Source organism: Kushneria sp. Sum13, from assembly GCF_052692355.1.
In genome coordinates this window covers 540,470-564,300 of record NZ_CP199847.1, presented here as the reverse complement: position 1 = coordinate 564,300, position 23,831 = coordinate 540,470, and the positions used below count along the sequence as shown (strand labels likewise).

General features: G+C 60.3%; 23 protein-coding genes. 7 read left to right on the top strand and 16 right to left on the bottom strand.

Features of this window, described 5'->3' with window-relative positions:
• Nucleotides 1-13 precede the first annotated feature (13 nt).
• Nucleotides 14-982 carry an NAD(P)H-quinone oxidoreductase gene (locus tag ACUN8C_RS02725; protein ID WP_445620788.1) on the top strand — a complete coding sequence of 323 codons (969 nt, stop codon included), beginning with the start codon at nt 14-16 and terminating at the stop codon, nt 980-982.
• A 95-nt stretch (nt 983-1,077) separates the two neighbouring features.
• Here ACUN8C_RS02725 and ACUN8C_RS02720 read toward each other — a convergent pair whose 3' ends face one another.
• Nucleotides 1,078-1,539: a tetratricopeptide repeat protein gene (locus tag ACUN8C_RS02720; RefSeq protein ID WP_445620787.1), complete on the bottom strand. Its 462-nt coding sequence runs from the start codon at nt 1,537-1,539 to the stop codon at nt 1,078-1,080.
• A 352-nt stretch (nt 1,540-1,891) separates the two neighbouring features.
• On the opposite strand from ACUN8C_RS02720, the gene ACUN8C_RS02715 reads away from it, so the two are divergent.
• From ACUN8C_RS02715 to ACUN8C_RS02705, 3 genes are all read left to right on the top strand, one after another.
• Nucleotides 1,892-2,929 carry an NADP(H)-dependent aldo-keto reductase gene (locus ACUN8C_RS02715; protein WP_108842916.1) on the top strand — a complete coding sequence of 346 codons (1,038 nt, stop codon included), beginning with the start codon at nt 1,892-1,894 and terminating at the stop codon, nt 2,927-2,929.
• A 117-nt stretch (nt 2,930-3,046) separates the two neighbouring features.
• Nucleotides 3,047-3,823 carry a peroxide stress protein YaaA gene (gene yaaA / locus ACUN8C_RS02710; protein ID WP_445620786.1) on the top strand — a complete coding sequence of 259 codons (777 nt, stop codon included), beginning with the start codon at nt 3,047-3,049 and terminating at the stop codon, nt 3,821-3,823.
• 57 nt (nt 3,824-3,880) lie between these two features.
• A complete protein-coding gene (locus ACUN8C_RS02705; RefSeq protein WP_445620785.1) occupies nt 3,881-4,729 on the top strand; it encodes a Tim44 domain-containing protein in 849 nt (282 codons plus the stop codon).
• 111 nt (nt 4,730-4,840) lie between these two features.
• Here the strand turns inward: ACUN8C_RS02705 and ACUN8C_RS02700 are convergent, their stop codons facing one another.
• The 13 genes from ACUN8C_RS02700 to crcB form a co-directional block, all read right to left on the bottom strand.
• The gene (locus ACUN8C_RS02700) at nt 4,841-6,046 is read right to left on the bottom strand and encodes a pyridoxal-phosphate-dependent aminotransferase family protein (RefSeq protein WP_445620784.1); all 1,206 of its coding nucleotides are present in this window, start codon (nt 6,044-6,046) and stop codon (nt 4,841-4,843) included.
• Nucleotides 6,047-6,253: 207 nt separating this feature from the next.
• The gene (locus ACUN8C_RS02695; RefSeq protein ID WP_445621817.1) at nt 6,254-7,372 is read right to left on the bottom strand and encodes a 5-(carboxyamino)imidazole ribonucleotide synthase; all 1,119 of its coding nucleotides are present in this window, start codon (nt 7,370-7,372) and stop codon (nt 6,254-6,256) included.
• Nucleotides 7,373-7,476: 104 nt separating this feature from the next.
• Nucleotides 7,477-7,968 carry a 5-(carboxyamino)imidazole ribonucleotide mutase gene (gene purE, locus ACUN8C_RS02690; RefSeq protein WP_108842912.1) on the bottom strand — a complete coding sequence of 164 codons (492 nt, stop codon included), beginning with the start codon at nt 7,966-7,968 and terminating at the stop codon, nt 7,477-7,479.
• A gap of 178 nt (nt 7,969-8,146) precedes the next feature.
• Nucleotides 8,147-8,800 (bottom strand): glutathione S-transferase family protein, encoded by a 654-nt coding sequence (locus ACUN8C_RS02685; RefSeq protein ID WP_445620783.1) that lies wholly within the window; start codon nt 8,798-8,800, stop codon nt 8,147-8,149.
• A 69-nt stretch (nt 8,801-8,869) separates the two neighbouring features.
• Nucleotides 8,870-9,127 (bottom strand): DUF3253 domain-containing protein, encoded by a 258-nt coding sequence (locus ACUN8C_RS02680; RefSeq protein ID WP_445620782.1) that lies wholly within the window; start codon nt 9,125-9,127, stop codon nt 8,870-8,872.
• On the bottom strand, nt 9,124-9,552 hold the full coding sequence (locus tag ACUN8C_RS02675) for a VOC family protein (RefSeq protein ID WP_445620781.1): 429 nt from the start codon (nt 9,550-9,552) through the stop codon (nt 9,124-9,126). Before ACUN8C_RS02675 ends, ACUN8C_RS02680 begins: the two co-directional genes overlap by 4 nt.
• A gap of 222 nt (nt 9,553-9,774) precedes the next feature.
• Nucleotides 9,775-10,482, bottom strand: coding sequence for an extensin-like domain-containing protein (locus tag ACUN8C_RS02670; protein WP_445620780.1), 708 nt, complete (start codon nt 10,480-10,482; stop codon nt 9,775-9,777).
• Between the two features lie 276 nt (nt 10,483-10,758).
• On the bottom strand, nt 10,759-12,429 hold the full coding sequence (locus ACUN8C_RS02665) for a BCCT family transporter (RefSeq protein WP_445620779.1): 1,671 nt from the start codon (nt 12,427-12,429) through the stop codon (nt 10,759-10,761).
• 248 nt (nt 12,430-12,677) lie between these two features.
• Complete coding sequence (gene pstB, locus ACUN8C_RS02660; RefSeq protein WP_445620778.1) at nt 12,678-13,511, bottom strand: phosphate ABC transporter ATP-binding protein PstB; 834 nt, start codon at nt 13,509-13,511, stop codon at nt 12,678-12,680.
• A 21-nt stretch (nt 13,512-13,532) separates the two neighbouring features.
• Entirely contained in the window at nt 13,533-14,375 is an 843-nt protein-coding gene (gene pstA / locus ACUN8C_RS02655; RefSeq protein ID WP_445620777.1) for a phosphate ABC transporter permease PstA, read from the bottom strand.
• An 11-nt stretch (nt 14,376-14,386) separates the two neighbouring features.
• Nucleotides 14,387-15,349: a phosphate ABC transporter permease subunit PstC gene (pstC, locus tag ACUN8C_RS02650; RefSeq protein WP_445620776.1), complete on the bottom strand. Its 963-nt coding sequence runs from the start codon at nt 15,347-15,349 to the stop codon at nt 14,387-14,389.
• A gap of 91 nt (nt 15,350-15,440) precedes the next feature.
• Entirely contained in the window at nt 15,441-16,475 is a 1,035-nt protein-coding gene (gene pstS / locus ACUN8C_RS02645) for a phosphate ABC transporter substrate-binding protein PstS (RefSeq protein ID WP_445620775.1), read from the bottom strand.
• A 181-nt stretch (nt 16,476-16,656) separates the two neighbouring features.
• The gene (gene crcB, locus ACUN8C_RS02640) at nt 16,657-17,046 is read right to left on the bottom strand and encodes a fluoride efflux transporter CrcB (protein ID WP_445620774.1); all 390 of its coding nucleotides are present in this window, start codon (nt 17,044-17,046) and stop codon (nt 16,657-16,659) included.
• A 254-nt stretch (nt 17,047-17,300) separates the two neighbouring features.
• On the opposite strand from crcB, the gene ACUN8C_RS02635 reads away from it, so the two are divergent.
• From ACUN8C_RS02635 to ACUN8C_RS02625, 3 genes are all read left to right on the top strand, one after another.
• Entirely contained in the window at nt 17,301-18,185 is an 885-nt protein-coding gene (locus tag ACUN8C_RS02635; RefSeq protein WP_445620773.1) for a CvfB family protein, read from the top strand.
• A 54-nt stretch (nt 18,186-18,239) separates the two neighbouring features.
• Nucleotides 18,240-19,592, top strand: a complete 1,353-nt coding sequence (locus ACUN8C_RS02630; protein WP_445620772.1) for a YdgA family protein — start codon at nt 18,240-18,242, stop codon at nt 19,590-19,592.
• 182 nt (nt 19,593-19,774) lie between these two features.
• Nucleotides 19,775-21,466, top strand: a complete 1,692-nt coding sequence (locus ACUN8C_RS02625) for an NAD-dependent malic enzyme (protein ID WP_445620771.1) — start codon at nt 19,775-19,777, stop codon at nt 21,464-21,466.
• A gap of 90 nt (nt 21,467-21,556) precedes the next feature.
• Here ACUN8C_RS02625 and ACUN8C_RS02620 read toward each other — a convergent pair whose 3' ends face one another.
• Together ACUN8C_RS02620 and ACUN8C_RS02615 are read right to left on the bottom strand one after the other, a co-directional pair.
• Nucleotides 21,557-22,957, bottom strand: a complete 1,401-nt coding sequence (locus ACUN8C_RS02620) for a sugar porter family MFS transporter (RefSeq protein WP_445620770.1) — start codon at nt 22,955-22,957, stop codon at nt 21,557-21,559.
• Nucleotides 22,958-23,128: 171 nt separating this feature from the next.
• The gene (locus ACUN8C_RS02615; protein ID WP_445620769.1) at nt 23,129-23,800 is read right to left on the bottom strand and encodes a nucleoside/nucleotide kinase family protein; all 672 of its coding nucleotides are present in this window, start codon (nt 23,798-23,800) and stop codon (nt 23,129-23,131) included.
• Nucleotides 23,801-23,831 lie beyond the last annotated feature (31 nt).

Genomic DNA, 23,831 nt, shown 5'->3' with positions numbered 1-23,831 from the left:
GGAGTAGCATCGCATGTACGCCATCGCCGTCAATGATTCACACCTTCAGTGGTGTGAACACAAGGATCTGCCCTCCCCCGGCGGCAGCGAAATTCTGATCGATGTGGCCTGGGCGGGCATGAACCGCGCAGACGTGCTTCAACGCGATGGGGGCTACCCACCGCCCAGGGGCGCCTCCGAGATCCTCGGTCTGGAAGTCAGCGGTGTGGTCGCAAGCGTCGGGCCGGCCGTCGAGCGCTTTCGCGTGGGTGATCAGGTCTGCGCCCTGCTTTCGGGCGGTGGCTACGCCGAGCAGGTCGTCGTCAACGAAGCCCAGGCCCTGCGCATTCCCGAAGGCATGACCCTGCGCGATGCTGCCGCCCTGCCCGAGGTGTTTGCCACGGCCTGGCTCAACCTCTATATGGAAGCCGACCTGCGCGAAGGCGAGCGGGTTCTGCTGCATGCCGGCGCCAGCGGTGTCGGCACCGCCGCCATTCAGCTCTGCCATGCCTTTAACAACCCGTGCTTTGTGACCGTGGGCAGTCAGGACAAGATCGAGGCCTGCAAGGCGCTGGGCGCCGATGCCGGCTGGAACCGCCACGATGGCAGCTTCGTCGAAGCGGTACAGAACTGGGGTGGCGTTGATGTGGTGCTGGACCCGGTCGCCGGGGAGTACATCGAGTGGAACCAGCAGGTCCTCAATCTCGATGGCCGCATCATTTTGATCGGCTTCATGGGCGGCAGGGAAACCCGAGTGGATCTGGCGCGCATGCTGATGAAGCGCCAGCGCCTGGTCGGCTCAACCCTGCGCTCTCGCTCGCCGGCCGGCAAGGGTAGCGTCATGGACGCCCTTCATGCCCATGTCTGGCCGCTGCTGGAAAGCGGTCGGGTCAAGCCGCTGGTGGATCGCACCTTCTCCATTCAGGAAGCTGACGAGGCCATGCGCTATCTGGAAGAAAACACCAGCACCGGCAAGGTACTGATGGGCGTTTCCGGCGCCTGAGACCGTTTGATCCGGTGACAAACGTCGGACATTAAAAAAGCCCGAATCCAGTGGATTCGGGCTTTTTCGTGTTCTCACCGGAGCCTGGGTTTTCGTTACTGCAGGGCAGGCGCGCTCGCAGAGATCGAGGTCATCTGCCGTACACCCGCAGACGCATCGTCTACCAGACGCCAGTGGCGCGAGCGCTCGGGGTCGACCGGCAGCCCCAGCTCGCCGTGATCAAAGGCGCGGGACAGTCGCTGTGCGGCACCGGCATGACCGGCTTCGGCAGCCCTGGCATACCAGGTCACCGCTCGATCTTCACGACGGGCAATCTGGGTGCAGCCATGTTCGTAGATGTGCCCTGCCTGATACTGCGCCTCGGGATGACCCGCTTCGGCCGCCTGAACCACACAGCGCACGCCCCGGGCCTTGTCACGCGCCGACTGACCACGACGAAAAAGCATCACACCGTAGGTCGAGAGCGCATCAACATGGCCGGCATTGGCGCAGCGTCGAAACAGATGAAGGGTCAGGCGCCGCTTGTGCGCAGAGCCTTCCAGCCATGGGGCCTGCATCAAACGCGACGCCAGACGATATTCAAACTGTGTGAATACTTGAGCAGACCGCAGCATAACAACAACCTTGTGAGTTCCAGCGTTCGATTCATGCCCTGTCTGCACGTAGCGTGGCAGGGATCGAGCATTGATGCGAACAACCTTTGTCATGCAGGTGACGCATCACCTGCAGAACAAGAACAAAAAAGAGGGGTGGCCTCAATATTATCGCGCTGTCAGATGGGGTTCACCAGGTGCAGCGAGGCCGGCAATATACGCCTGTGCAGGAGGTGACTCAAGCCCTGTGTTTGCCCGCGCATCAGCGCCCGTCTAACATGGGCATTCATCCGCGTTTCAAGGCTCTGGAAACCCCATGGAAAGACGTCCTCTCGGTGACAGTGGCATTACGGTCAGCAGGCTTTGTCTTGGCACCATGACCTTTGGCGAACAAAACAGCGAGGCCGAAGCGCACGAGCAGCTCGACCGCGCTCTGGCCGCCGGCATTGACTTCATTGATACGGCTGAGATGTACCCGGTCCCGCCGGGTGGCGAGACCCAGGGACGCACCGAAGCCTATATCGGCAGCTGGCTGAAGGCCCGCGGTCGACGCGACGACATCGTGCTGGCCAGCAAGGTGGCCGGTGCCGGTCGTGGCATGGAGCACCTGCGTGGCGGGCCAAAACTTTCGCGAGCACAGATCCATCAGGCGCTTGATGACAGCCTCAAGCGTTTGAATACCGACTATCTCGACCTTTATCAGCTGCACTGGCCGGACCGCCCTGCCAACTACTTCGGCAAGCTGGACTATCAGCACGAAGAAGCACCTGACGCCACGCCGCTGGAAGAAACCCTGTCAGCCCTCAAGGAAGCCGTGGATGCCGGCAAGATTCGCACCATCGGCCTTTCCAATGAAACGCCCTGGGGCACGATGACCTGTCTGCGGCTGGCAGAGACCATGAACCTGCCGCGCGTGGTGTCGGTCCAGAACCCCTATAACCTGCTCAACCGTAGCTACGAGATTGGCATGGCCGAGATCAGCCATCGCGAGAACGTGGGGCTTCTGGCCTACTCGCCGCTGGCCTTTGGCGTACTCTCGGGCAAGTATCTGGGGGGCGTGAAGCCTGAAGGCGCCAGGCTGACCCTGTTTGAGCGCTTTCAGCGCTATAACTCGACGCTGGCGGAAGAAGCCACCTGGGCCTATGTCGATATTGCCCGGCGCTTTGATCTCAACCCGGCCCAGATGGCGCTGGCATGGGTCAATACCCGCCCCTTCCTGACCAGCAACATCATCGGCGCCACGACGCTTGAGCAGCTTGATCGCAACATCGCAAGCGAAGGCATGACGCTCTCCGATGAGGTCATCGAGGCCATTGAAGGCGTTCACAAGCGCCTGCCCAACCCCTGCCCCTGAGCCTTCCCCTCGCCCCTCGAGGGCTTGCGCCTCCCCTTTGGCCTGGCACTGACTTAAGGCAGTCTGATGCCGGCGCCAGAGGGGTTATAATCAAGACAACATGAGCGGAGAATCTGCATGCTGAGCGTGCTGTCCCCAGCCAAGACGCTGGATTTTGAAACGCCTTCCCATGTCGCGACGGCCACGCAGCCGGATTATCTGGACCAGAGCCGTCAGCTGATCGACATTTTGCGCGACCATTCGCCGCAGGATCTGTCTCAACTGATGGGGATCAGCGACAAGCTGGCCGGCCTCAATGTGGCCCGTTTCGAGCAGTGGCAGACGCCCTTTGATAGAGACAATGCCAAGCAGGCCATTCTGGCCTTTCAGGGCGATGTCTATACCGGCCTTGAAGCTGCGAGCTGGCGTGAGGAAGATCTTGAATGGGCGCAGTCTCATCTAAGAATCCTGTCCGGGCTTTACGGCATGCTCAGACCGCTGGATCTGATGCAGCCCTACCGCCTGGAGATGGGCACAAAACTTGAAAACCCGGCTGGGCGCGATCTTTACGCCTTCTGGCGTGACCGACTGACCCGGGATCTGGACCAGGCGGTGCATGAGAGCAGCGGTGATAAGGTGCTGATCAATCTGGCTTCAAACGAATATTTTGGCGCCATCGATCGCAAGCGCTTGAGCAGCGAAGTCGTTACGCCGGTATTCAAGGACGCCAAAAACGGCCAATACAAGGTCATCAGCTTTTATGCCAAAAAGGCGCGCGGCATGATGAGCGCCTGGATGGTGCAGCAACGACTTGAAAGGCCTGAAGACCTGAAAGCTTTTGACATGGGCGGCTACCGCTTCAACGCCGACCTGTCGGATCAACGCAGTTGGGTATTTACCCGCGACGCGCAGTAATCGCAACGATGGTCAATTGACCACCACTCAATGATGCATTTATCGGGAGGATCTCTCATGCGTCATCTATTGATTACCCTGCTCATCGGTCTGATGAGCTTTGGCCTGGCCGTCGACCATGCCGACGCCAAGCGGTTCGGCGGCGGCAAGAGCTTTGGCAGCTATTCCCGCTCTTCCAGCCCCAGCAGCAGCCAGGCCAGTACACCGCCACGTCAGGCCCAGCAGGGCACGCGTGCCGCCGGTGGCGGCATGTCGCGCTTCATGGGTCCGCTGGCGGGCATCATGGCGGGCGGTCTGCTGGCCTCGCTGTTTTTCGGCGGCGCCTTCGACGGTATCCGTTTCATGGATATCCTGCTGATCGCGCTTTTGGGCTTTGTCGCCTGGAAGGTACTGGCGGCGCGTCGTCGAGCGACCAATACCGGCGCTCACGACGAACAGCACCAGCCCCAGCAGCGTCAGGCGCATGACATTGGCGGCACTTCAAGCGGCTCTTCAGACAATGCGGCCGGCGCCATGGGCGGTGCGGCCATGGCCAGCGAGCCGGCCTGGTTCAATCGCGAGCAGTTCCTTGCCGGTTCCAAGGAGCACTTCATGAATCTGCAGCGCGCCTGGGACAACAACGACTTCGAAAAGATTCAGGAGTTCGTCACGCCCGAGCTTTACAACCTGCTGCGCAAGGAGCGTGCCGAGCAAAGCGCCAACAACCAGACCGAGATCGTGCGTCTGTTTGCCGAGCTGGGCGATGTGCGAGAGCACGGCCCGCAGGCCGAGGCCACGGTGCTGTTCCACGGCATCATGAAGGAGGATGGTCAGGAGAACGAGTTCAACGAAACCTGGCATCTGATTCGTGAAGTCCGCGACCAGGCACCCTGGTACATTCAGGGTATCGAGCAGAACAACGTCTGACCCTGATCGCCTGTTGCTGAAATGCCCCGCTCATGCGGGGCATTTTTTTGTCATCAGCGCACAGCGATTATCTGCCAGGTTCGACCAGCGGCGCTGTCTGCCCTCTGCCTGTCAGGCATACACCGGTGTATAGCGCTCGAGTGCCTTTTCAAGTGCGGCCACGCCTGCGGGCACATCGACCTGATAGCCCAGCGTCCGGACACTGGCGCCCAGCGCATGCAGGGTGCGAAACAGATGATGCGCTCGGCACTGCTCACCCATCTGCCCGATACGCACGATGTTGGCCCCGAAGGCGCCGGAAATCTCCACGCCGTGATGACGCGAGATGTGCTGCATCAGGTCAGCCTGGGACAGCCCTTCGGGCAGATGAATGCCCACCACCGAGTTCAGCCGGGAGGGGCCTTCGATGTAGAGCTCAAGTCCAAGCCCTTCGATGCCGGTTTGCAGCGCCCTTGAGCAGCGCAAATGGCGATCAAAGCGCCTGGGCAGGGTCTCCTGACAGATCAGTCGCAGCGCCTCATGCAGTGCCAGAATGCCCGAGACCGGCGCCGTATAGTGATAGGACTTGTTGTACCAGAACTGATGCGCCAGCCGGGCATCGAGACACCAGTGAGTCAGCGTGCGCTCGCGCCGCTCGATGACGCCCCAGGCCCGATCGGAAAAGGCCACCAGTGACACGCCGGGAATCGAGCTCAGGCCCTTCTGCCCGCCCGTAATCACCACATCTACCCCCCAGGCATCCATCTCCAGCGGCATGGTGCTCAGCGTACAGACCGCATCGCAAACCACCAGGCAGTTCGCCTCGGCTGCCACCCGACAGATGGCCGGCAGGGCGTGGTTGAACACGGTGCTGGAGGTTTCCCCCTGTACGATGGTCAACACGCGCGGGCGATGCGTACGGATCGCCTCGATAACATCTTCCTCACTGGCGGCACAGGCGACGCCGGCATCCATCTCCATCACATCGCCGCCGGCGCGACGGGCCATCTCGCCCAGCCGACTGCTGAAAAAGCCGTTATTGACCGTCAAAACCCGTGTGCCGGGGTCGACCAGATTGATGACTGCCATTTCCATCGCCGCCGAACCAGGGCCTGCCACCCCCAGAATATGGCGCGATTCGGTCTGAAAAACGTAGCGCGACATCGACTTTACCTGGTCGATGATGCGCGCCATGGTCTCGCCCAGATGATTGATAACGATGCCGTTGGCCGCCGCCACCCGTGCCGGAATGGGCACAGGGCCCGCGCCCATCATGAGCAGCGGCTCATCGGGCAGGATACTTTCCAGGGGTTCGATATCGGGCACGTTATAAGGCATCACCATCTCCTTGAGATGACATCAGGCAGGGTTAAAGCGCCGTGGCATCGGCACAGAACCTTCAGTATGCACACGGTCTGAAAACGTCGACAAGCGCCGGATCAGGATTGCCTGATCAAGCCAATGCCGTAGAAAAGGAGAGGAGAACGGGGAATTTGACGAAGGCCTGCAGAAGCCGGGCGGCCCCTGCAGGCAACGATGATGGGTTTAAACGTTATCCCAGTGCATGGTGTTGTCGAATGCGCCGGGCAACAGTGCGGTCACGGCGCGAACCCGCTGCATGAGGGTTGAATAGTCCTCGGCCACCACGTTGATATGGGCCAGCTTGCGACCAGTGCGCGGTGCCTTGCCATAGCGGTGCAGGTGCACGCCATCAAGCGCCAGTAGTGCGGCACTGTCGCCCTCCTCGCCGATGACATTGACCATGCAGGTCAGCCCGCGCGCGCGGGTATCGCCCAGTGGCAGCCCGGCGATGGCGCGCAGATGATTCTCGAACTGACTGGTGACCGCCCCGTTCATGGTCCAGTGGCCGGAGTTATGCACCCGCGGGGCCATCTCGTTGGCCAGAAGCCTGCCGTCACGGGTCTGGAAAAGCTCCAGCGACAGCACCCCGACATAGTCCAGCTCATCGAGCAGGGCCTGAATATAGCCATCCGCCGTGGACTGCAGGGCCGCATCAACATCCGGCAGTGGCGCTACCGAATAGCGCAGGATGCCCTCTTCATGCTGGTTTTGCGTGATCGGGTACGAACGCACGGACCCGTCGCGACCGCGCACGGCAATCAGGGACACTTCCCGCACGAAATCCACAAAGGCCTCGACCACCAGTTGCTCATGACCAATGCTCTGCCACGCCTCGCTCGCCTGCTCGGGCGTGCGCAGGACGGCCTGACCCTTGCCGTCATAGCCTTCGGTGGTGGACTTGGCCACTACCGGGCAGCCCAGCTCGCGCGCCGCTGCTTCCAGCGCCTCGGCGCTATCGACCAGCCGATACTCGGGCGTCGGTATGCCCAGCTGCGAGAACAGCGCTTTCTCTTTGGCGCGATGCTGACACACCGCAATGGCACGGCTGGAGGGGTAGACCGGACGTACCTGCTCGATACGCTCCAGAAGCGTCACCGGCAGGTGCTCGAATTCATAGGTGACCACATCAGCGCGGGCGATAAAGTCTTCAAGCGTGGCGTCATCGCTGCCGGTGAGAAGCTCACCGATGCCGGCACTGGGCGTACCGCTGAGGTCCAGAAGTGTAAATTGCTGACCCAGCGGCAGGCCCGCCAGCGCCATCATGCGTCCGAGCTGTCCTGCTCCCAGAATGCCGATCTGCATGGCCATCTCTCACTCATCAACAGGGGGAAAGGAATCTGCGCCAGTACTTTTTTGAACAGTACTTTTTTGAACAGTACTTTTTCAACCGCACTTTTTTAGCCGTACTATTCTGCGCCGGGGTCGGGATTATCCAGTACGGTCTGAGTCTGCTCGGCGCGGAAGGCCTCGACAGCGCGACGTACCTCAGCGTCATGGGTCCCGATGATCTGTGCGGCCAGAAGTCCCGCATTGGTGGCTCCGGCCTTGCCGATGGCCAGCGTGCCCACGGCGATGCCACCGGGCATCTGGGCGATCGACAGCAGCGAATCCATGCCCTTGAGCGCCTTGGACTCTACCGGCACGCCGAGTACGGGCAGCGGTGTCTTGGAGGCCACCATGCCGGGCAGGTGCGCAGCACCGCCGGCGCCGGCAATGATCACTTCAATGCCGCGCTCGGCGGCGGTGCTGGCATATTCAAACATCAGATCGGGCGTACGATGGGCGGACACCACACGCGTTTCGTAAGCCACACCAAGACGCGTCAGCATGTTGACGGCATGCTCCATCACCGGCCAGTCCGACTTCGATCCCATGATCACTCCCACGCGCGGCTGCATCGGCACTCCCCTTTCGGCAATGAACAACTTCGGCAATGAGCAAGGCAGCGCCGGCGATGGCCAAAGCGCTGCGTCATGCTGGAAAACCGTGCAGGATACCCGCTCGGGTCAGGGGGGGGAAGTCACGACAGTCCGGGGGCGGCGCGTCAGTGACCGGTCATCCCCCGGAGCGGCATGGTCAGCCTGAGGTGCGAAAGCGCTCGGGGATGGTGCGCTCGAAGCTTTCACGCTGTCGGATGTTGTCCCACCAGCGCTGCACGCTCGGAAAATCCGCCATGATCTCGCGGCCTTCCGGCGTCATCATCACATAGGCCATGATCGGGGCCAGCAGAAAGTCCACATAGGAGACGGGGCCGGCAACCAGCCAAGTGCGGGTGGCCAGCGACTGCTCCAGCAGCGAGAACTGATGGCGCACCTTTGGCAGTGCTGCGGCAATCACGGTCTCATCCACCGGGCGCTGCAGCAGCGGATTGATGACGCGCTGCCAGGCCAGCTCCCCGATCATGGTCTGGTAGTAATAGTTGTTGATCACCGCGGCCCACTGGCGCATATCGACCCGGTCATCCAGCTGGCGCGGCACCAGTGCGGGCGACGGAAAATGCCCCTCCAGAAACTCGGCGATGGCGTCGGTTTCATACAAAATGCGCCCGCCGGTCTCCAGCGCCGGCACCTTGCCAAAGGGATGGCGGCGCAAATGTTCAGGACTATGGGTTTCTCCCTTGAGCACATCGACCGGGACCTGATCATAGGTCACGCCCTTTTCAAGAAAGAGCATGCGCACCGTGCGCACATAGGTACTGCCATCAAAGCCATAAAGCACAAAGTCGCTCACGCGCGGACTCCCTGAAGTGTCGGGCCTGCCGTACTGTGCTCGCCCACCGGCACAGCATGTTGACAGGCGTTAACCCAACCGTAGACGTATTGGCCCGCGATGCGCCACCGTCGGGGACAGACGCTGCCCGCGGGCCAGCATGTCGAGCCGACCCTCGCACGCAAGATCCGAGGCCACTCGGCGCACATCGTCCATGTGATCGCGCCAGTGCTGCGGGTCATAGAGCGTACGTGCCGCCTCGGAGGGGCAAAAGCTCTTGTCTCGACCTCGATGCTCGGCAAGGGCCATCAGCGTCTCGGCAATGGCGTTGTCATCAGGATTACTCATGACGCCATGCCCGCCTCATGACGCGAGACCATCGTGCTGTCATGGACAAAACAGAGCTTGTTGCCTTCGATATCGCGACAGTAGGCGGCGTAAAAATCCGGCCCATAGCAGTCACGCACGCCCGGCGGGCCTTCACTGACGCCACCGCAGGTCATGACCCGGCGCCAGACCTCGTCAACGCTTTCGCGACAGGGCGACATGAAGCTGACCTGAACACCGTTGCCCCAGGTCGCCGGCAGCCCGTTGAAGGGGTATTGAATGACAAACAAGGGCCAGTGCCTGCCCGGATAGTGCCAGATGGCATCGGGCGGGCCACCATCTCGCTCGCTGGGCAGACGAATCAGACCGAGCGGTTCCAGCACATGATCATAGAAGGTGGCCAGGCGTGGCAGATCACGAGCCCCCAGCTGAATGTGAGTAAACATGGTCTAGGCGAGCTCCCTGCCAATGAAAGGGGCCACGCAGGGCGATAGGGCAAGACAGCGGGGACAGGCGTGCCGACAGACAGTACTCATGCGGCAGAACTCCTCGGAGTTGTTATTGGGGAGTAAGCTTTTCAGCCGATGCCCTCACACCATAGCCAGCCTTTCAGACGGTGACATCACCCTTTTTGTGACGATGCGTATGCATTGCCAGTACCGAAAGGCCTAACGACACAGGCCGTAACCACGCATGCCCAAGTGGAAGTGATCGCGATGGGCGGCGTTGTATTCCGGGCCCAGCGAGTTGCCGAACACATCACAACTGCCCTTGAAGGCACGTCTTAAAAGCGCGCCCCGAGCCCCCTCATCCCGCCAGTGCCCGGCGACCGTTGCGCGGGTCTGCCCTACCCGGAACCCGACAACATCAAAGGCCTCGGCCGTGGCGTGCTCACTGCGTCGGCCGCTGGCACGGTGATAGACGTTGCGACAGGCAAAGCTGCCGACGTGATCGACCCGGGTGATGTCCTGTCCAAAAAGCTCGCGCGCGAGCGGCTGGAGACGCTGTCGCTCAAATACCACCCAGGACAGCGCCAGCGGACAGCTGGCCAGAAAACTGGCGGTAAACTGCACCGATGTCGAGCGCACCCGTACGGCATGATCAAGCTGGCAGGCCCCAATCGCGGGGCTGCCCACGTCCACGTAATCGATGGCGCCTTGTTCACGAGCGCGAGCCAGCGCGGCCAGACAGCGCTGCGGGTCCTGCCCCAGCGCCTTTAACTTGAAACGGGTGACGGGCGTCAGCGGATCATCGACATCAAAGGGCGCAAAGGGATTGTATTGCGAAGGCACGTGCTCGCTGCCCGGCCACTGCTGCCAGAGCCCTACCGCTACCAGCGCGGGGACCAACAAAACGATCAGTACGACGTAGCGCACGTCCCCTCCGGACTACTGGGCAGGCAAAAAAATGGGAAGGTAAAAAACAGACAGACAAAAAAATCCCGCATGGCGAACATGCGGGATAGAAGGGGGTGTTGCAATGCATCTTTGATGCAAAATGAAGCAGATTCGAGTCTGGCGGCTCGAATCACGGCCAAGGATAAGGACGAAACGGTTAACGGACTAATCATCATTGCGGATCATTGAGATAGGCATATGCAATCAGGCTGGGCAAAAATCCCAGCCTGATGCTATTACCACCCGATACCATCCTCACTCCTGCTCGATCTGCCCGGTCCCCCGTCCTCGATGGATACGGCGGTTTTTTACCCCGGGAGAGCGGCGAATACGTTCGGAATGGGCATCTGACATCTCATCGGCTTCAAAGGCATCTGCCCCGACCGGCGTTTCATTATGCTGACGATAAAGATTGAGCAGCATCTGTTTGCGATCGGCGCGCAGCTCCTTGAGCAGTACGTAGACCATGCCATAGATGATCAGCGTAAACGGCAGGGCTGAGACCACCGCCGCCGACTGCAGACCACTGAGACCACTCTCACCGCCTGCCGAGATCAGAATCAGACAGATGGCCGCGATCAAAACGCCCCAGGTCACCCGCTTGTAAAGCGGGGGATTGAGTGAACCCTTGTCGGTCATCTGACCCACGATATAGGCCGCAGAATCCGCTGATGTCACCAGAAAGATGAAGATCAGGATCATGGCCACAATCGACAGCGGGAAGGAGAACGGCATCTGATCAAACATCACAAACAGCGCCGAGGTGATGTTGTCGCTGGTCGCCTGGGCGAGGTCCGTGCCCTGAAAGATATCCATGTGGATGGCGGCCCCACCGAACACCCCGATCCAGAGACAGGCCAGCATGGGCGGCACGATCAGCACGCCGAAAACATACTGCTTGATGGTGCGCCCGCGCGAGATCCGCGCCACAAAGGTGCCGACAAACGGTGACCAGGCAATGACCCATGCCCAGTAGAACACGGTCCAGCTGCTGGCCCAGTCCGTCTCGGTATAGGGACTCAGGCGCAGACTCATGGCAAAAAAGTTCTGCAGGTAGTCCCCAAGGCCCGTGGTAATGGTGCCCAGAATGGCCACGGTAGGCCCGGTAATCAGGATATAGCCCATCAGGGCCAGACACAGGGCCATGTTGAGGTTGGACAGACGCTTGATGCCCTTGTCGAGCCCTGAAACGGTCGACAGCATGTAGCAGACAAACATCGCAAACAGGATGATGGCCTGCCACATCAGCCCCTCGGTGACATCGAACACGGCATGCAGGCCGCCATTGATCTGAAGCACTGCAAGGCCAATGGAGGTGGCCACGCCCATGACGGTGGCGACAACGGCGAAGGTATTGAGGATGCCGCCGGCGAGCACGCGCCCGCGGCCAAGCTTCGCCGTCAGCGGCGCCATGACCGTTGAGACCAGCCCGGTCTGCCCCTTGCGAAACTGGGTATAGGCGATGATCAGCCCCACTACCGAAAAGGCCGCCCACTGGTGCACCCCCCAGTTGAAAAACGCGTACTGGATGGCCAGTCGCGCCGCTTCAGGCGTCTCACCTTCCACATCCCCGAAAGGCGGGTTGGCAAAGTGCATCATCGGTTCGGCCATACCGTAAAACACCAGCCCTACCCCGAAACCGGCCGCCAGCAGCATGCTGACCCAAGAAAAGAAGTCGTAGGTCGGTTTGCTTTCCTGAGGCCCGAGACGAATCTTGCCGTACTTGCTAAAGGCCAGTACCAGCAAAAAGATGACAAATCCGAAGACCGAGAAGAGATAGAACCATCCGAAAAGATGGGTAACACCGCTGAGTGCGGCACTGGCGCCCTGGCTGAACTGCTCAGGAAAGATGGCACCGATGGCCACAAGAACCACGATAATCATCGTGGACGCGACAAAGACCCGCTGTCTGGGAGCAATAGCCATAAATGCGTCGATCCCCTGTCATTGTTGGATTGTGGTTAAAGACTAGTTCAAAAATGTCACCGTCCATGCAAATAAACACATTGAAACCTCCATCGACCCTGTCAGCGTGACGGCCGCTGCCCTTCATTTGCATTGATCAATGACCGTGCTTCAAAGGCACGTTTTGCCCACGAAAAAGGGGACACCTCTGTGTCCCCCTGTATGTTTTGCGCCGCAGGACGATTACATCCTGGCATCAATACCACCCTCTATCCATAACGCCCTGTTATATAATCCTCGGTCTGCTTCTTCTCGGGGTCGGTAAAGATTTGATCGGTGTGACCACATTCAATCAGTTCCCCCAGATACATGAACGCTGTAATGTCGGAGACGCGCGCCGCCTGCTGCATATTGTGTGTCACGATCACGATCGTGTACTCGGTCTTCAGCTCGTGAATCAGGTCCTCGATATAGCCAGTCGAGATCGGGTCGAGGGCCGAGGTAGGCTCATCCAGCAGAATCACCTCGGGCTTGACCGCAATGGTACGGGCGATACACAGGCGCTGCTGCTGGCCGCCGGACAGCGCCTGTCCGTTGGTCTTGAGCTTGTCCTTGACCTCGTTCCAGAGTGCGGCCTTTTTCAGCGCCCACTCCACGCGCTCATCCATGTCGCGCCGCGACAGGCGCTCATAAAGCTTCACGCCAAAGGCGATGTTGTCATACACCGACATCGGGAAGGGCGTCGGCTTTTGAAACACCATGCCAATCCGGGCACGCAGCAGATTGATGTCCACACCCGAGGCGTGAATGTTCTCCCCGTCCAGCAAAATACCGCCCTCGGTTTTCAGCCCCGGATAGAGATCATGCATCCGGTTGAAACAGCGTAAAAGCGTGGACTTGCCGCAGCCGGAAGGCCCGATATAGGCCGTGACCTGATGCGCCGGGATTTCCATCGAGACGTTCTTGATCGCCTGAAAATTGCCGTAGTAAAAGTTCAGGTCCTGAACCGACAGCTTGGCAGGGGCTGAAGCATGGGTATTTCCGGAAGCGTTCCTGGAGGTCTGCCTGGGCGCCATGGTGAAATTCTCTGATCGCATGTTCATGAAATGAAAGCCCCTTGATGCCTACTTCTGTGATCGCGCCGCACTGACGCGCGCCAGAATGTTGAGGATCAGCACCGCAGCCGTCAGTATCAGTGCCCCGGCCCACGCAAGCGCCACCTGGGCGGGGATAAACGAATTGATGGTCATGTTCTGGTAAAGCACCATCGGCAGATTGGGCATCTCGCTGCCCATGTTGAAAAAATTCCACTGATTGGTGTTGAGTGCCGTAAACAGCAGCGGCGCCGTCTCACCGCTGATGCGCGCACACCCCAGCAGCACACCGGTGGTAATCCCCGCCCGGGCACCGCTGTAGCAGACCCTGAGCACGATCAGCCAGCGATGCGCGCCCAGCGCCGCGGCGGCTTCCCGCAGCGAATTGGGCACCAGCAGCAGCATGTCCTCGGTCGAGCGAATCACGACCGGAATGATGATGACCATAAGCGCGGCCACCCCGGCCCAGCCCGAAAAGTGCCCCATCGGCAGCACGACAACGGCGTAGATATACAGCCCGATGATGATCGAAGGCGCCGACAGCAACACGTCATTGATAAAGCGGATGAGATTGGCCAGTCGCGAGCGGCCGCCGTACTCGGCAAGCCAGGTGCCGGCCGCGATGCCGATAATCGTGCCCCCGACGGTGGCCAGCGCCGTCATGATCAGCGACCCCAGAATGGCATTGCCCAGTCCACCACCGGACATGCGGGTGCGCTCGGTAAACACGTCAAGCGACAGGGCCGGAACGCCCTTGGTGACCAGCGTCAGAAGAATCAGAAACAGCCAGATGACGCCGAAGGCCGAGGCCAGCAGCGATGCCATCATGATGATGCGATTGGCCATCCGGCGCCGACGATAGACAGGATTCATGACAGCCTCCTTCATGACGGTGCCCGCTGATTGATGCGATTGAGCATGAAACGGGCCAGCGCCAGTACGGCAAAGGTGATCAGAAACAGGACAAGACCCAACAACAACAGCGCCGAGCGCTGCAGGCCATCGGCTTCGGAAAACTGATTGGCGATCAGGGCGGCAATCGAGGTGCCCTGCCCGGTCACCGTGGCGTTCAAAAACAGATTGTTGCCGATCACGAAGGTCACCGCCATGGTTTCTCCCAGCGCCCGACCCAGCCCGAGAATCACTCCGCCCAGCATCCCGGCCTTCACGGACGGAAAGATCACGTGACGCACGACTTCCCAGGTGGTGCAGCCCAGTCCGTAGGCCGACTCGCGCATGATCGAGGGCACGGTATTCATCACATCGCGGGTCACGGCCGTGATAAACGGGATGATCATGATGGCCAGAATCAACCCGGCCGTTGTCAGTCCGGTACCGGCTGGAAATACCGACGGAAAATGGGACTGTAGAAACGGCGCCAGTACTTCCATGCCCCACATGCCATAGATGATTGACGGGACGCCCGCCAAAAGCTCGACCATGGTGCCAATGGTGCGGCGCAGCTTCGGCGGACAGATTTCGGTCAGAAAGATCGCGATGCCCAGCGACACCGGAATGGCGATGGCAATCGCAATCAGGGACGTGACCAGCGTGCCGTAAATGGCCGGCAGCGCCCCGAAGCGGTTGACGTTGGCGGCCCAGCGGTCATCGGTAAAAAAGGACAGCCCCAGCTCTGACAGGGCCGGCCAGCCGGCCAGTATCAGGGAGCCGGTAATGGTGCCCAGAAGCAAAAGCACCAGCAGTGCCGAGCCTCTGGTCGTGATTTCAAATACCCGATCCACGAGACCGTTGCGCTTGAGCGCGCTCCGTTCGTGCCCGCTTGCCGACAGCTTTTGCATCCGATCGCCCTCTGCGGCCTGTGGTGTGACGCTGCTGCCGGTCGTCATGGCGCGTACCTGTGCATAAAAACGTAAGGATTTTCAGGTGGACAGAAGCCGGAGCACATGGCCCCGGCCCGAGACATCGGCTCAACGGGGCTTATGGCTTCCAGATGACCTTGCCGCTGTCGTCCTTGATCTGCGACCAGACGTCCTGCTTGACCATGCTGACCACACTGTCCGGCATCGGGATGTAGTTCAGCTCGGTGGCCATGTCGCCGCCGTTTTTAAACGACCAGTCAAAGAAGGCAAGCGCATCACCAGCGGCTTTGGCGTCATCCACTTCGGTATGCATGAGAATGAAGGAGGCCCCCACGATCGGCCAGCTCTTGTCCCCCGGCTGATTGGTCAGCACCAGATACATGCCCTCGGCATTTTTCCAGTCGGCATTGGCGGCCGCGGCCTGGAAGGAATCGCTGTTGGCCGCCACGAACTTGCCGGCCTGGTTTTTCAGCTGTGCCACGTTCAGATCGTTTTGCTCGGCATAGGCCGACTCGACGTAGCCGATCGCGCCATTGATGCTGCTGACCTGGTTGGCCACACCGCCATTGGCCTTGGCCCCGACACCGGCCGGCCAGGCCACTGACTTGCCTTCACCGATCTCGTTTTTGAACGACTCGCTGACCTGGGCCAGATAGTGCGTAAAGAGGAAGTTGGTGCCGGAGCCTTCTGCGCGATAGACCGGCGTAATTTTGGTATCGGGCAGCGTCAGGTCGGGGTTGAGCTGAGAGATGGCCTCATCGTTCCAGGTCGTAATCTTGCCCTGATAGATATCGGCCAGTGTTTCGCCGTCCAGCCGTAGCGCGCCGTCATCTACCCCTTCCACGTGCACGACCGGTACCACACCACCCATGATCTGCGGCCACTGGACCAGGTTGTTTTTCTTGAGCTCTTCCGGGGTCATCGGTGCATCGCTGGCACCGAAGGTGACCGTGCCGGCCGTAATCTGCTGAATACCGCCGCCGGACCCGATGGCCTGATAGTTGAGGCCGTTGCCGGTCTCGTCCTGATAGCCATCAGCCCACTGTGAATAGACCGGATAGGGAAAGGTGGCCCCGGCGCCGGTGATGGTAGCGGCCGAGGCGGAGGCCGCCAGCGAGGTAGCGATGAAGGCTGCAGCGACTTGCTTGATCATCAGATTGCTCCGGTTCCCTTGCGCCAGGACGCACGAGGCGCCCTGATGATTATCGTGCCGGCCCGTCAGACAGGGCGCGGCTGCTTTAATGCAACGCCAGGTTAACAATCAAATATGTCAGTTTTATTGCAGCACTGTCATATATCGCCACGCGCTCTTTTCTTATCCCCCTTCTCAGCCCCTATCGCAGCGCCTGTCTGACAAGAGTTACACAGGCCATGCCGAGCGCCGTCATCAGCAGCGATCCGGCAAGATGGGCGCTGATGCCGGCCAATGCACTCAGATAGCGGCCAGCCTGTAGCTGTCCGGTCATTTCCAGCGAGAAGGTCGAAAAGGTCGTCAGCGCGCCCAGAAAACCGGTCACGACAAAGAGTTTCCAGTGCGGGCTCAGTTCCGGCAGAAGATTAAACAGCGCAAAGGCAATCCCGATCAGCCAGGCGCCCAGCAGATTGGCCACCAGTGTTCCAGGCGGCAGGGGTGGAAACAGCGCATTGAGCATCAGTGACAACGCCCAGCGCAGGTTGGCGCCCAGCGCCGCCCCAAGGCCGATGGCAAGAATGGAAAACCACATGCAGCACTCCTCGAAGTTCTCAATATGTATCGAGGTGGCGGGCAAAAACGTTATGTCGGCACGTGCCTGCGCCCGCACCCCGGGTGCGTTGCAGGCATCATTAATCACGACGTGGCAGGACGCGATGGTTTGAAGCGCAAGCTTCAGGAGGCATGCCATCTCCCGGGGAAAATCATTGCACTGCCGCGAGGCCGTGACAAGCCATGTGCCGCGGAAGGCCTTCCCCTGCCCGCCATCGATGCGTTTGCGTTAACATGGCGCTTTTACTTTATGCACGGGGCGTGACCATGCCGGCAATGGGCCGTTTCAATACGCTTGAAATCCTCAGGACGTCGTCCATCGGGCTTTTTCTCGATGGCGGCTCGCTGGGCGATATTCTTCTGCCGACGCGCCAGATACCGCGAGGTATCCCGACCGAACCGGGCGACTCGCTGCGGGTCTTTTTGTATCGCGACAGCGAAGATCGCCCGATCGCCACCACCGAGCGACCCAAAATCCAGGTCGGCGAGTTTGCCGCGCTGGAAGTGGTCGAGCGCACCCCGGTCGGCATCTTTTTAAACTGGGGGCTGCCCAAGGATCTGCTGCTGCCGCATTTTGAGGAGCACACGAGCCGGCCACTGCGTCAGGGCGACCGCTGCGTGGTCGCCGCCTATCTGGATGACCGCACTCAACGTATTACTGCCTCGATGCGACTGGACCGGCACCTGAGTTCCGAACCGGCCGACTATGCCCGGGACGAGGAAGTCGACCTCATCATTACCGGCCCGACGGATCTCGGCTTCAATGCCATTATCAACCATCGCCACTGGGGGCTTTTGCACAAAAGCGAGGCGATTCGTCCGCTGCGCATGGGCACCCGAACCAAAGGCTACATCCGCCAGATTCGCGACGATGGCAAGGTGGATCTGAGTCTTCAGCCCCGCCGTGAAGTGCTGGCCGAGCCGCTGGCCGAGCAGATTCTCGAGCGGCTGCAAAAGGCCGGCGGCACACTGGCCATCAGCGACAAGAGCGACCCGGCCCTGATTCAGCGCACGTTCGGTGTGAGCAAGGGCAATTTCAAAAAGGTCATCGGTGGTCTCTACAAGCAGGGACTGATCACCATCGACGCCGATGGCATCCGACAGGTCAATAAATCGTGACCGGCGCCAAACGCTGATATTTCAATAACACCCTACCAACGTTCAGGGATCTTCATGCGCAAGACAACGGGCATTATCGGTACCGCGGCGGTCATCATTGTGGCGGCAGGCGTTGCAGCACCCTGGTATACCGGCAAGCGTATCGAGCAGGAATTTCGCCAGGCCATGACGCAGATCTCGGCCGGCGCGCCTACCGAGGTGACGCAATATGATCGGGGCTGGCGCACGTCCGACGCCGTGACCCGGACCGTGATCGAGACCGAAGATGGCCCGTGGCAGGTTGAGGTGCATCACCATATGACACATGGTCCCTGGGGATTTGGCTGGGCACGGATCGACAGCACCCCTGATTTTGGCGAGCACCAGAACGCGGTGGCGCACTATTTCGGTGAACAGCCGGCGCTTGAGGCCAACACCACTGTTGGCTTTGGCAACGACGTCAATATCGACTGGCACTCACCGGCCTTTGATGAGACCGACGTACCCGAAAGCCCCGGCGCGCGCCTGGCCTGGGGCGGCATGGATGGCCATTACCGCCTTGCCGACAACCGCACCGACTCCAGTGTGTCGGTTCCCTCCCTGAACTTTCAAAGTGACGACGCCACGCTGACGCTCAATGCGCTGAAGATGGACAGCAACGGCGCCGGCGGCCCCGACTGGCCCAACATGGATAACTTCTGGGACGGCCGCTTCAAGACCACGCTGGGCCAGTTGAACCTTCAGGATAACGCCGAAGGCGTGGCCCTGAAGCTGGGTCTGGACGGCCAGGGCCAGCTGCGTGACAACGGGGATGACGGCCTGTCGATGAACGCCTCCTGGCAGGTCAGCAACCTGCTGATGCAGGGCCCATCGCTTGCCGAGCCGCTGGTCATCAATAACGCCACCCAGACGCTGGCGCTCAAACATCTGCCGCGTGACGCCACGCATCGCCTGTTGATCGATCTGTCCAATGTCGATGACTCACTGGACGAGGATCAGGTCTCGGGCCAGATGCAGAACATCATGACGCGATATCTGCTGGAGGCCTTGAAGGGCACGCCCACGGCCGAAATCACCATCGCAGGCCTTGATACGCCTCAGGGATCCCTTGAAGGCAAGCTGGCGCTGAATTTCCGAGCGCTGGACAGCGACCGTGATCCGCTTGCCACGGCGCTGGAGCGCGGTAATCTGACGCTGGACATGGCCTCGGACCGCACGCTGCTCACACGTCTGATCTCAATGTCCGAACCCAATGCCCGCCCGGAGCAGATGCTTCAGGGACTTGAGCAGCAAGGGCTGCTGGCGCGCGAGGGGGATCGATATCGCATGGATGTCGAGATGAACAGTCAGGATCTTCGTATCAACGGCGAGTCACATCCCGAGCTTTACATGATGCTGCCGCTGCTGTTGATGTCATTGAACGGCTGATCCATTCGGCCTGACGTGCGCGTTGGGCCATGGTAGCGCCGTGCGGCGTTTCTGGAGATGGCCATGCGTTTCTGGAGATGGCTATATGTAGGAACGCCGCCGGCGGTGAACGACCCCATTGATATCCTGTACATCATGTTCGGGATATTTCTTCATTTTCCTGTCTACAGCGAGTCATGACGATGTCCCAGAACCCTTCTCGCCCGCTTTATATCGTGCACTCGGGGCCCACCCTGCTCGAAACGCCACTGCTCAACAAGGACAGTGCCTTTTCGCTTGAAGAACGTATTCAGTTCAACCTGCTGGGCCTTTTGCCGCAAAACATCGAAACGATCGAGGAGCAGGCCGAGCGCGCCTATCAGCAGTATGCGCAGCAGGCCGGTGATCTGGATCGTCATATCTATCTGCGCTCGATTCAGGACAGCAACGAGACCCTGTTTTTCCGGCTGCTGGAAGATCATCTCGAAGAAATGCTGCCCATCATCTACACGCCTACCGTCGGCGAGGCGTGCCAGTCCTTCTCCCAGATCTATCGTTCCCACCGCGGCATTTTCATCTCCTATGACCACCGCGAGCACATCAACGATATTCTGCACAGCGCCACCAAGGACCACGTCAAGGTCGTCGTGATTACCGACAGCGAGCGCATCCTTGGGCTGGGCGATCAGGGAATCGGGGGGATGGGCATTCCGATCGGCAAGCTCTCGCTCTACACGGCCTGTGGTGGCATCAGCCCGGCCTATACCATGCCGATGGTGCTCGATGTCGGCACCAACAATCAGGATCTCCTGGACGACCCGATGTACATGGGCTGGCGCCACGAGCGTGTCACCGGAGAGGCCTACTACGAATTTGTCGATCAGTGCATTCAGGGCATCAAGCGCCGCTGGCCCAACGCCATCATCCAGTTCGAGGATTTTGCCCAGGCCCACGCCATGCCCCTGCTGGAGCGCTATCGCGACGAGATCTGCTGCTTCAATGATGACATTCAGGGCACGGCATCGGTCGCGCTGGGCACGCTGTTTTCGGCCTGCAAGGCCAAAAATGAAAAGCTCTCCGAACAGCGCGTGGCCTTTGTAGGCGCAGGTTCCGCCGGCTGCGGCATCGCCGAGCACATTGTGCTGGCCATGCAGGAAGAAGGGCTCAGCGAAGCCGAGGCCCGCAAGCGCATCTTCATGATCGACCGCTACGGCCTGTTGACCGATGACATGAGCAATCTGGTCAACTTCCAGCGCCGCCTGGTGCAAAAGCGCGCCGACATCAGCGACTGGGACACCGGCGAGGGTGATCTGGCCCTGATCGATGTGGTGCGCAATGCCAGACCCACCATCCTGATTGGCGTGTCGGGGCAGCGTGGTCTCTTCACTGAAGAGGTCATCAAGACCATGCACCAGCACTGCCGCGAGCCGCTGGTCATGCCGCTGTCCAACCCGACATCACGCATCGAGGCCACGCCGCGCGAGATTCTGGAGTGGACCAATGGCGAGGCGCTGGTCTCGACCGGGAGTCCCTTCAAGCCGGTGACCATCGGCGATCGCAAAATTCCCATCGCCCAGTGCAACAACTCCTATATCTTCCCGGGCGTGGGGCTTGGGGCGATTACCGCCAGGGCGTCGCGCATCACTGACGGCATGCTGATGGCCGCCTCGAGAGCGCTGGCCGACTGCTCCCCCGTGGCGATTGAAGGCAAGGGCGCTGTCCTGCCGCCGCTGTCCGACATTCAGGAAGTGAGCCGAAAAATCGCCATCGCCGTGGCCAAACGCGCCCAGGAAGACGGCGTGGCCCTTGAGACCGACGACGAGACCATTCGCAAGGCGATTGATGCCAACTTCTGGCGGCCGCGCTATCGTCAGTACCGTCGCGCCTCCTACTAGGCCGGATCGTACCGACCACAAAAAGGGCGCCCGCAGGCGCCCTTTTTTACTGTACGGCCACGGTTCATGTCCGTGCCGCACTGCATCGCCTTACCCCTTCGAAGCCTTCTTGCGCCTGGCCGGGAAAAAGGTGCCGTTACGCAGGTCCGTTTCGATCTCCTCGAGCGAACGTCCCATGGTTTCAGGCACGTAGCGTACGATAAATACCAGCGCCAGCAGCGTAATCAGACCATACAGCCAGAAGGTACCCGAGGTGCCCAGCGCACTGATCAGCGACAGCGTGGTCAGTGTCATCAACAGGTTGAAGATCCAGTGGCTGAAGGCGCCCACGCTTGCACCCTTGCCGCGGACAAACAGCGGGTAGACTTCGGCATTGATCAACCACAGACAGACCCCGAAGCTTGAATTGAGCGCCATGTAGATGGCAAGGCATCCCACCAGCGTCCACTGTGCTGCTGCACTTTCCGGCGAGCCACCGATAAACAGAGCCCCCATGACAAACAGGGCCACAGCAGAACCCGGCACCATCCACAGCAAAAAGCGCTTGCGACCGATGCGATCGACCAGAAAGATGCCCAGCACGGTCGCCAGATTGATCAGCACTGCCCCGCCCACGGCGGCCAGCACAGAGGCGCTGTCGCCAAAGCCTGCATCACTCAGGATGGTGGGCGCGTAGTAGATCAGGGCGTTGTTACCGGTAATCTGGGAGAACATCGCGATACCAAAGCCCGCGATCAGCGCCGGGCGTACCCAGGAACTGAAAAGATCCTTCCAGGTGCCTTCGGGCTGCGCCGAAATCTCCTTGATCTCGTCAAGCTCCTGCTGCGCGCCCTTTTTGTCACCGCGCACACGCTCAAGGATGCCCAGCGCCTCGCTTTCACGATTTTTACCCAGCAACCAGCGCGGGCTTTCCGGCAGCAGCAGCATGCCAATCATCAACACCACCGAGGGGATAATGCCGAGTGCAAACATCCAGCGCCACTGATGCCCCAGCGCATAGCCGGTGAGATAGGCCACCAGGATGCCAAAGACCACCATGAACTGAAACATCACCACCAGCTTGCCGCGGTGTGCCGGCGGCGTGACCTCGGCGATATAGACCGGAATGATCTGTGTGGCGCTACCGGCAGACAGCCCCAGAATAAAGCGGGCCATGATCAGTACGGCCACACTGGGGGCCGCCGCCGACAGGATCGAGCCGATCGTGAACACAAGGCCCACAAGCGCAATCGACCAGCGTCGCCCGATACGATCGGAAATGGGCCCGGTGCCCAGACACCCCACCAGCGCGCCGAGGATAATGGCGCCGGTCACGATCTGCTTGAGCGTGTCGCTGAGCGCAAAATCGCGCGCCAGCCCCAGAAGGGCCACACCGATGATGCCGGTATCATAACCAAACAGCAGCCCACCCAGCGCCGCAATGATCGACACCACAACGACCAGGGCTCTCCCGCGAAGCCCCTTCTGTGCGTGCCCTGCATGATGATCCATGAAAACTCCTGAAGCTGGCTGAATCGTGTCAGCGTGACTCTCAAAAAAATGCTCTGATGCAAACATCAGAGCCTGACCGAGATTGTAACCTGAAGCCACACTGATACGATCATTCATTGGCCGCAAGTGGGCCCCTAAATAGTGACATCGTGTTAAAAAATGTCGCTCTATTTATAGAAAGCGAATACAGGCCCCATCCCAGCCGATGCGCCGGTCAGCGCGCACGCGGGTTGCCTCGATGCGCTCGGCATTGGGTCGATCGGTACTGGCCACCCACGCTTTCGCGTCAGCCTCGCTACGCCCAAAGCGCATATGCCGCTCGACCAACCACTGCTCGCGCAGCTCGGTGTCAACCTCGACATACCAGACCTCATCAAGCAGCGGCCTGACGCGACCCCAGGGCGTTTCCTCCATCAGAAGATAATTGCCCTCGGTGACCACCAGTGGCGTCTGCGGTAATACCGCAATACTGGCCGCGATGGGCTCCTCGATCTGGCGATAAAACCCGGGGGCGTAAACGGTTTCATCCGCCTCTGGCGTGCGAAGCCGCTCCAATAACGACACGTAACCGGCACTGTCGAACGTATCCGGTGCGCCCTTGCGCTCGGCGCGCCCAAGGCGGGCCAGTTCACGATTGGAGAGGTGATAGCCATCCATCGGTACCACCTGCATCTCCTCACCCAGCCGGCTCAGCAAGGCTTCGCTGACGCTGGACTTGCCAGCGCCCGGCGCGCCGACCAGCCCCAGCAGTGCCCGTGGGCGCCCCTTGATCAGCGCTTGGGCAGCACTGACCACGGCCTCATCGATCATGAGACCTGCAATATCGTTTTCAGACGTCGTCATCTTCTCTCAAACATCCTTTCTCGCGCTTTTG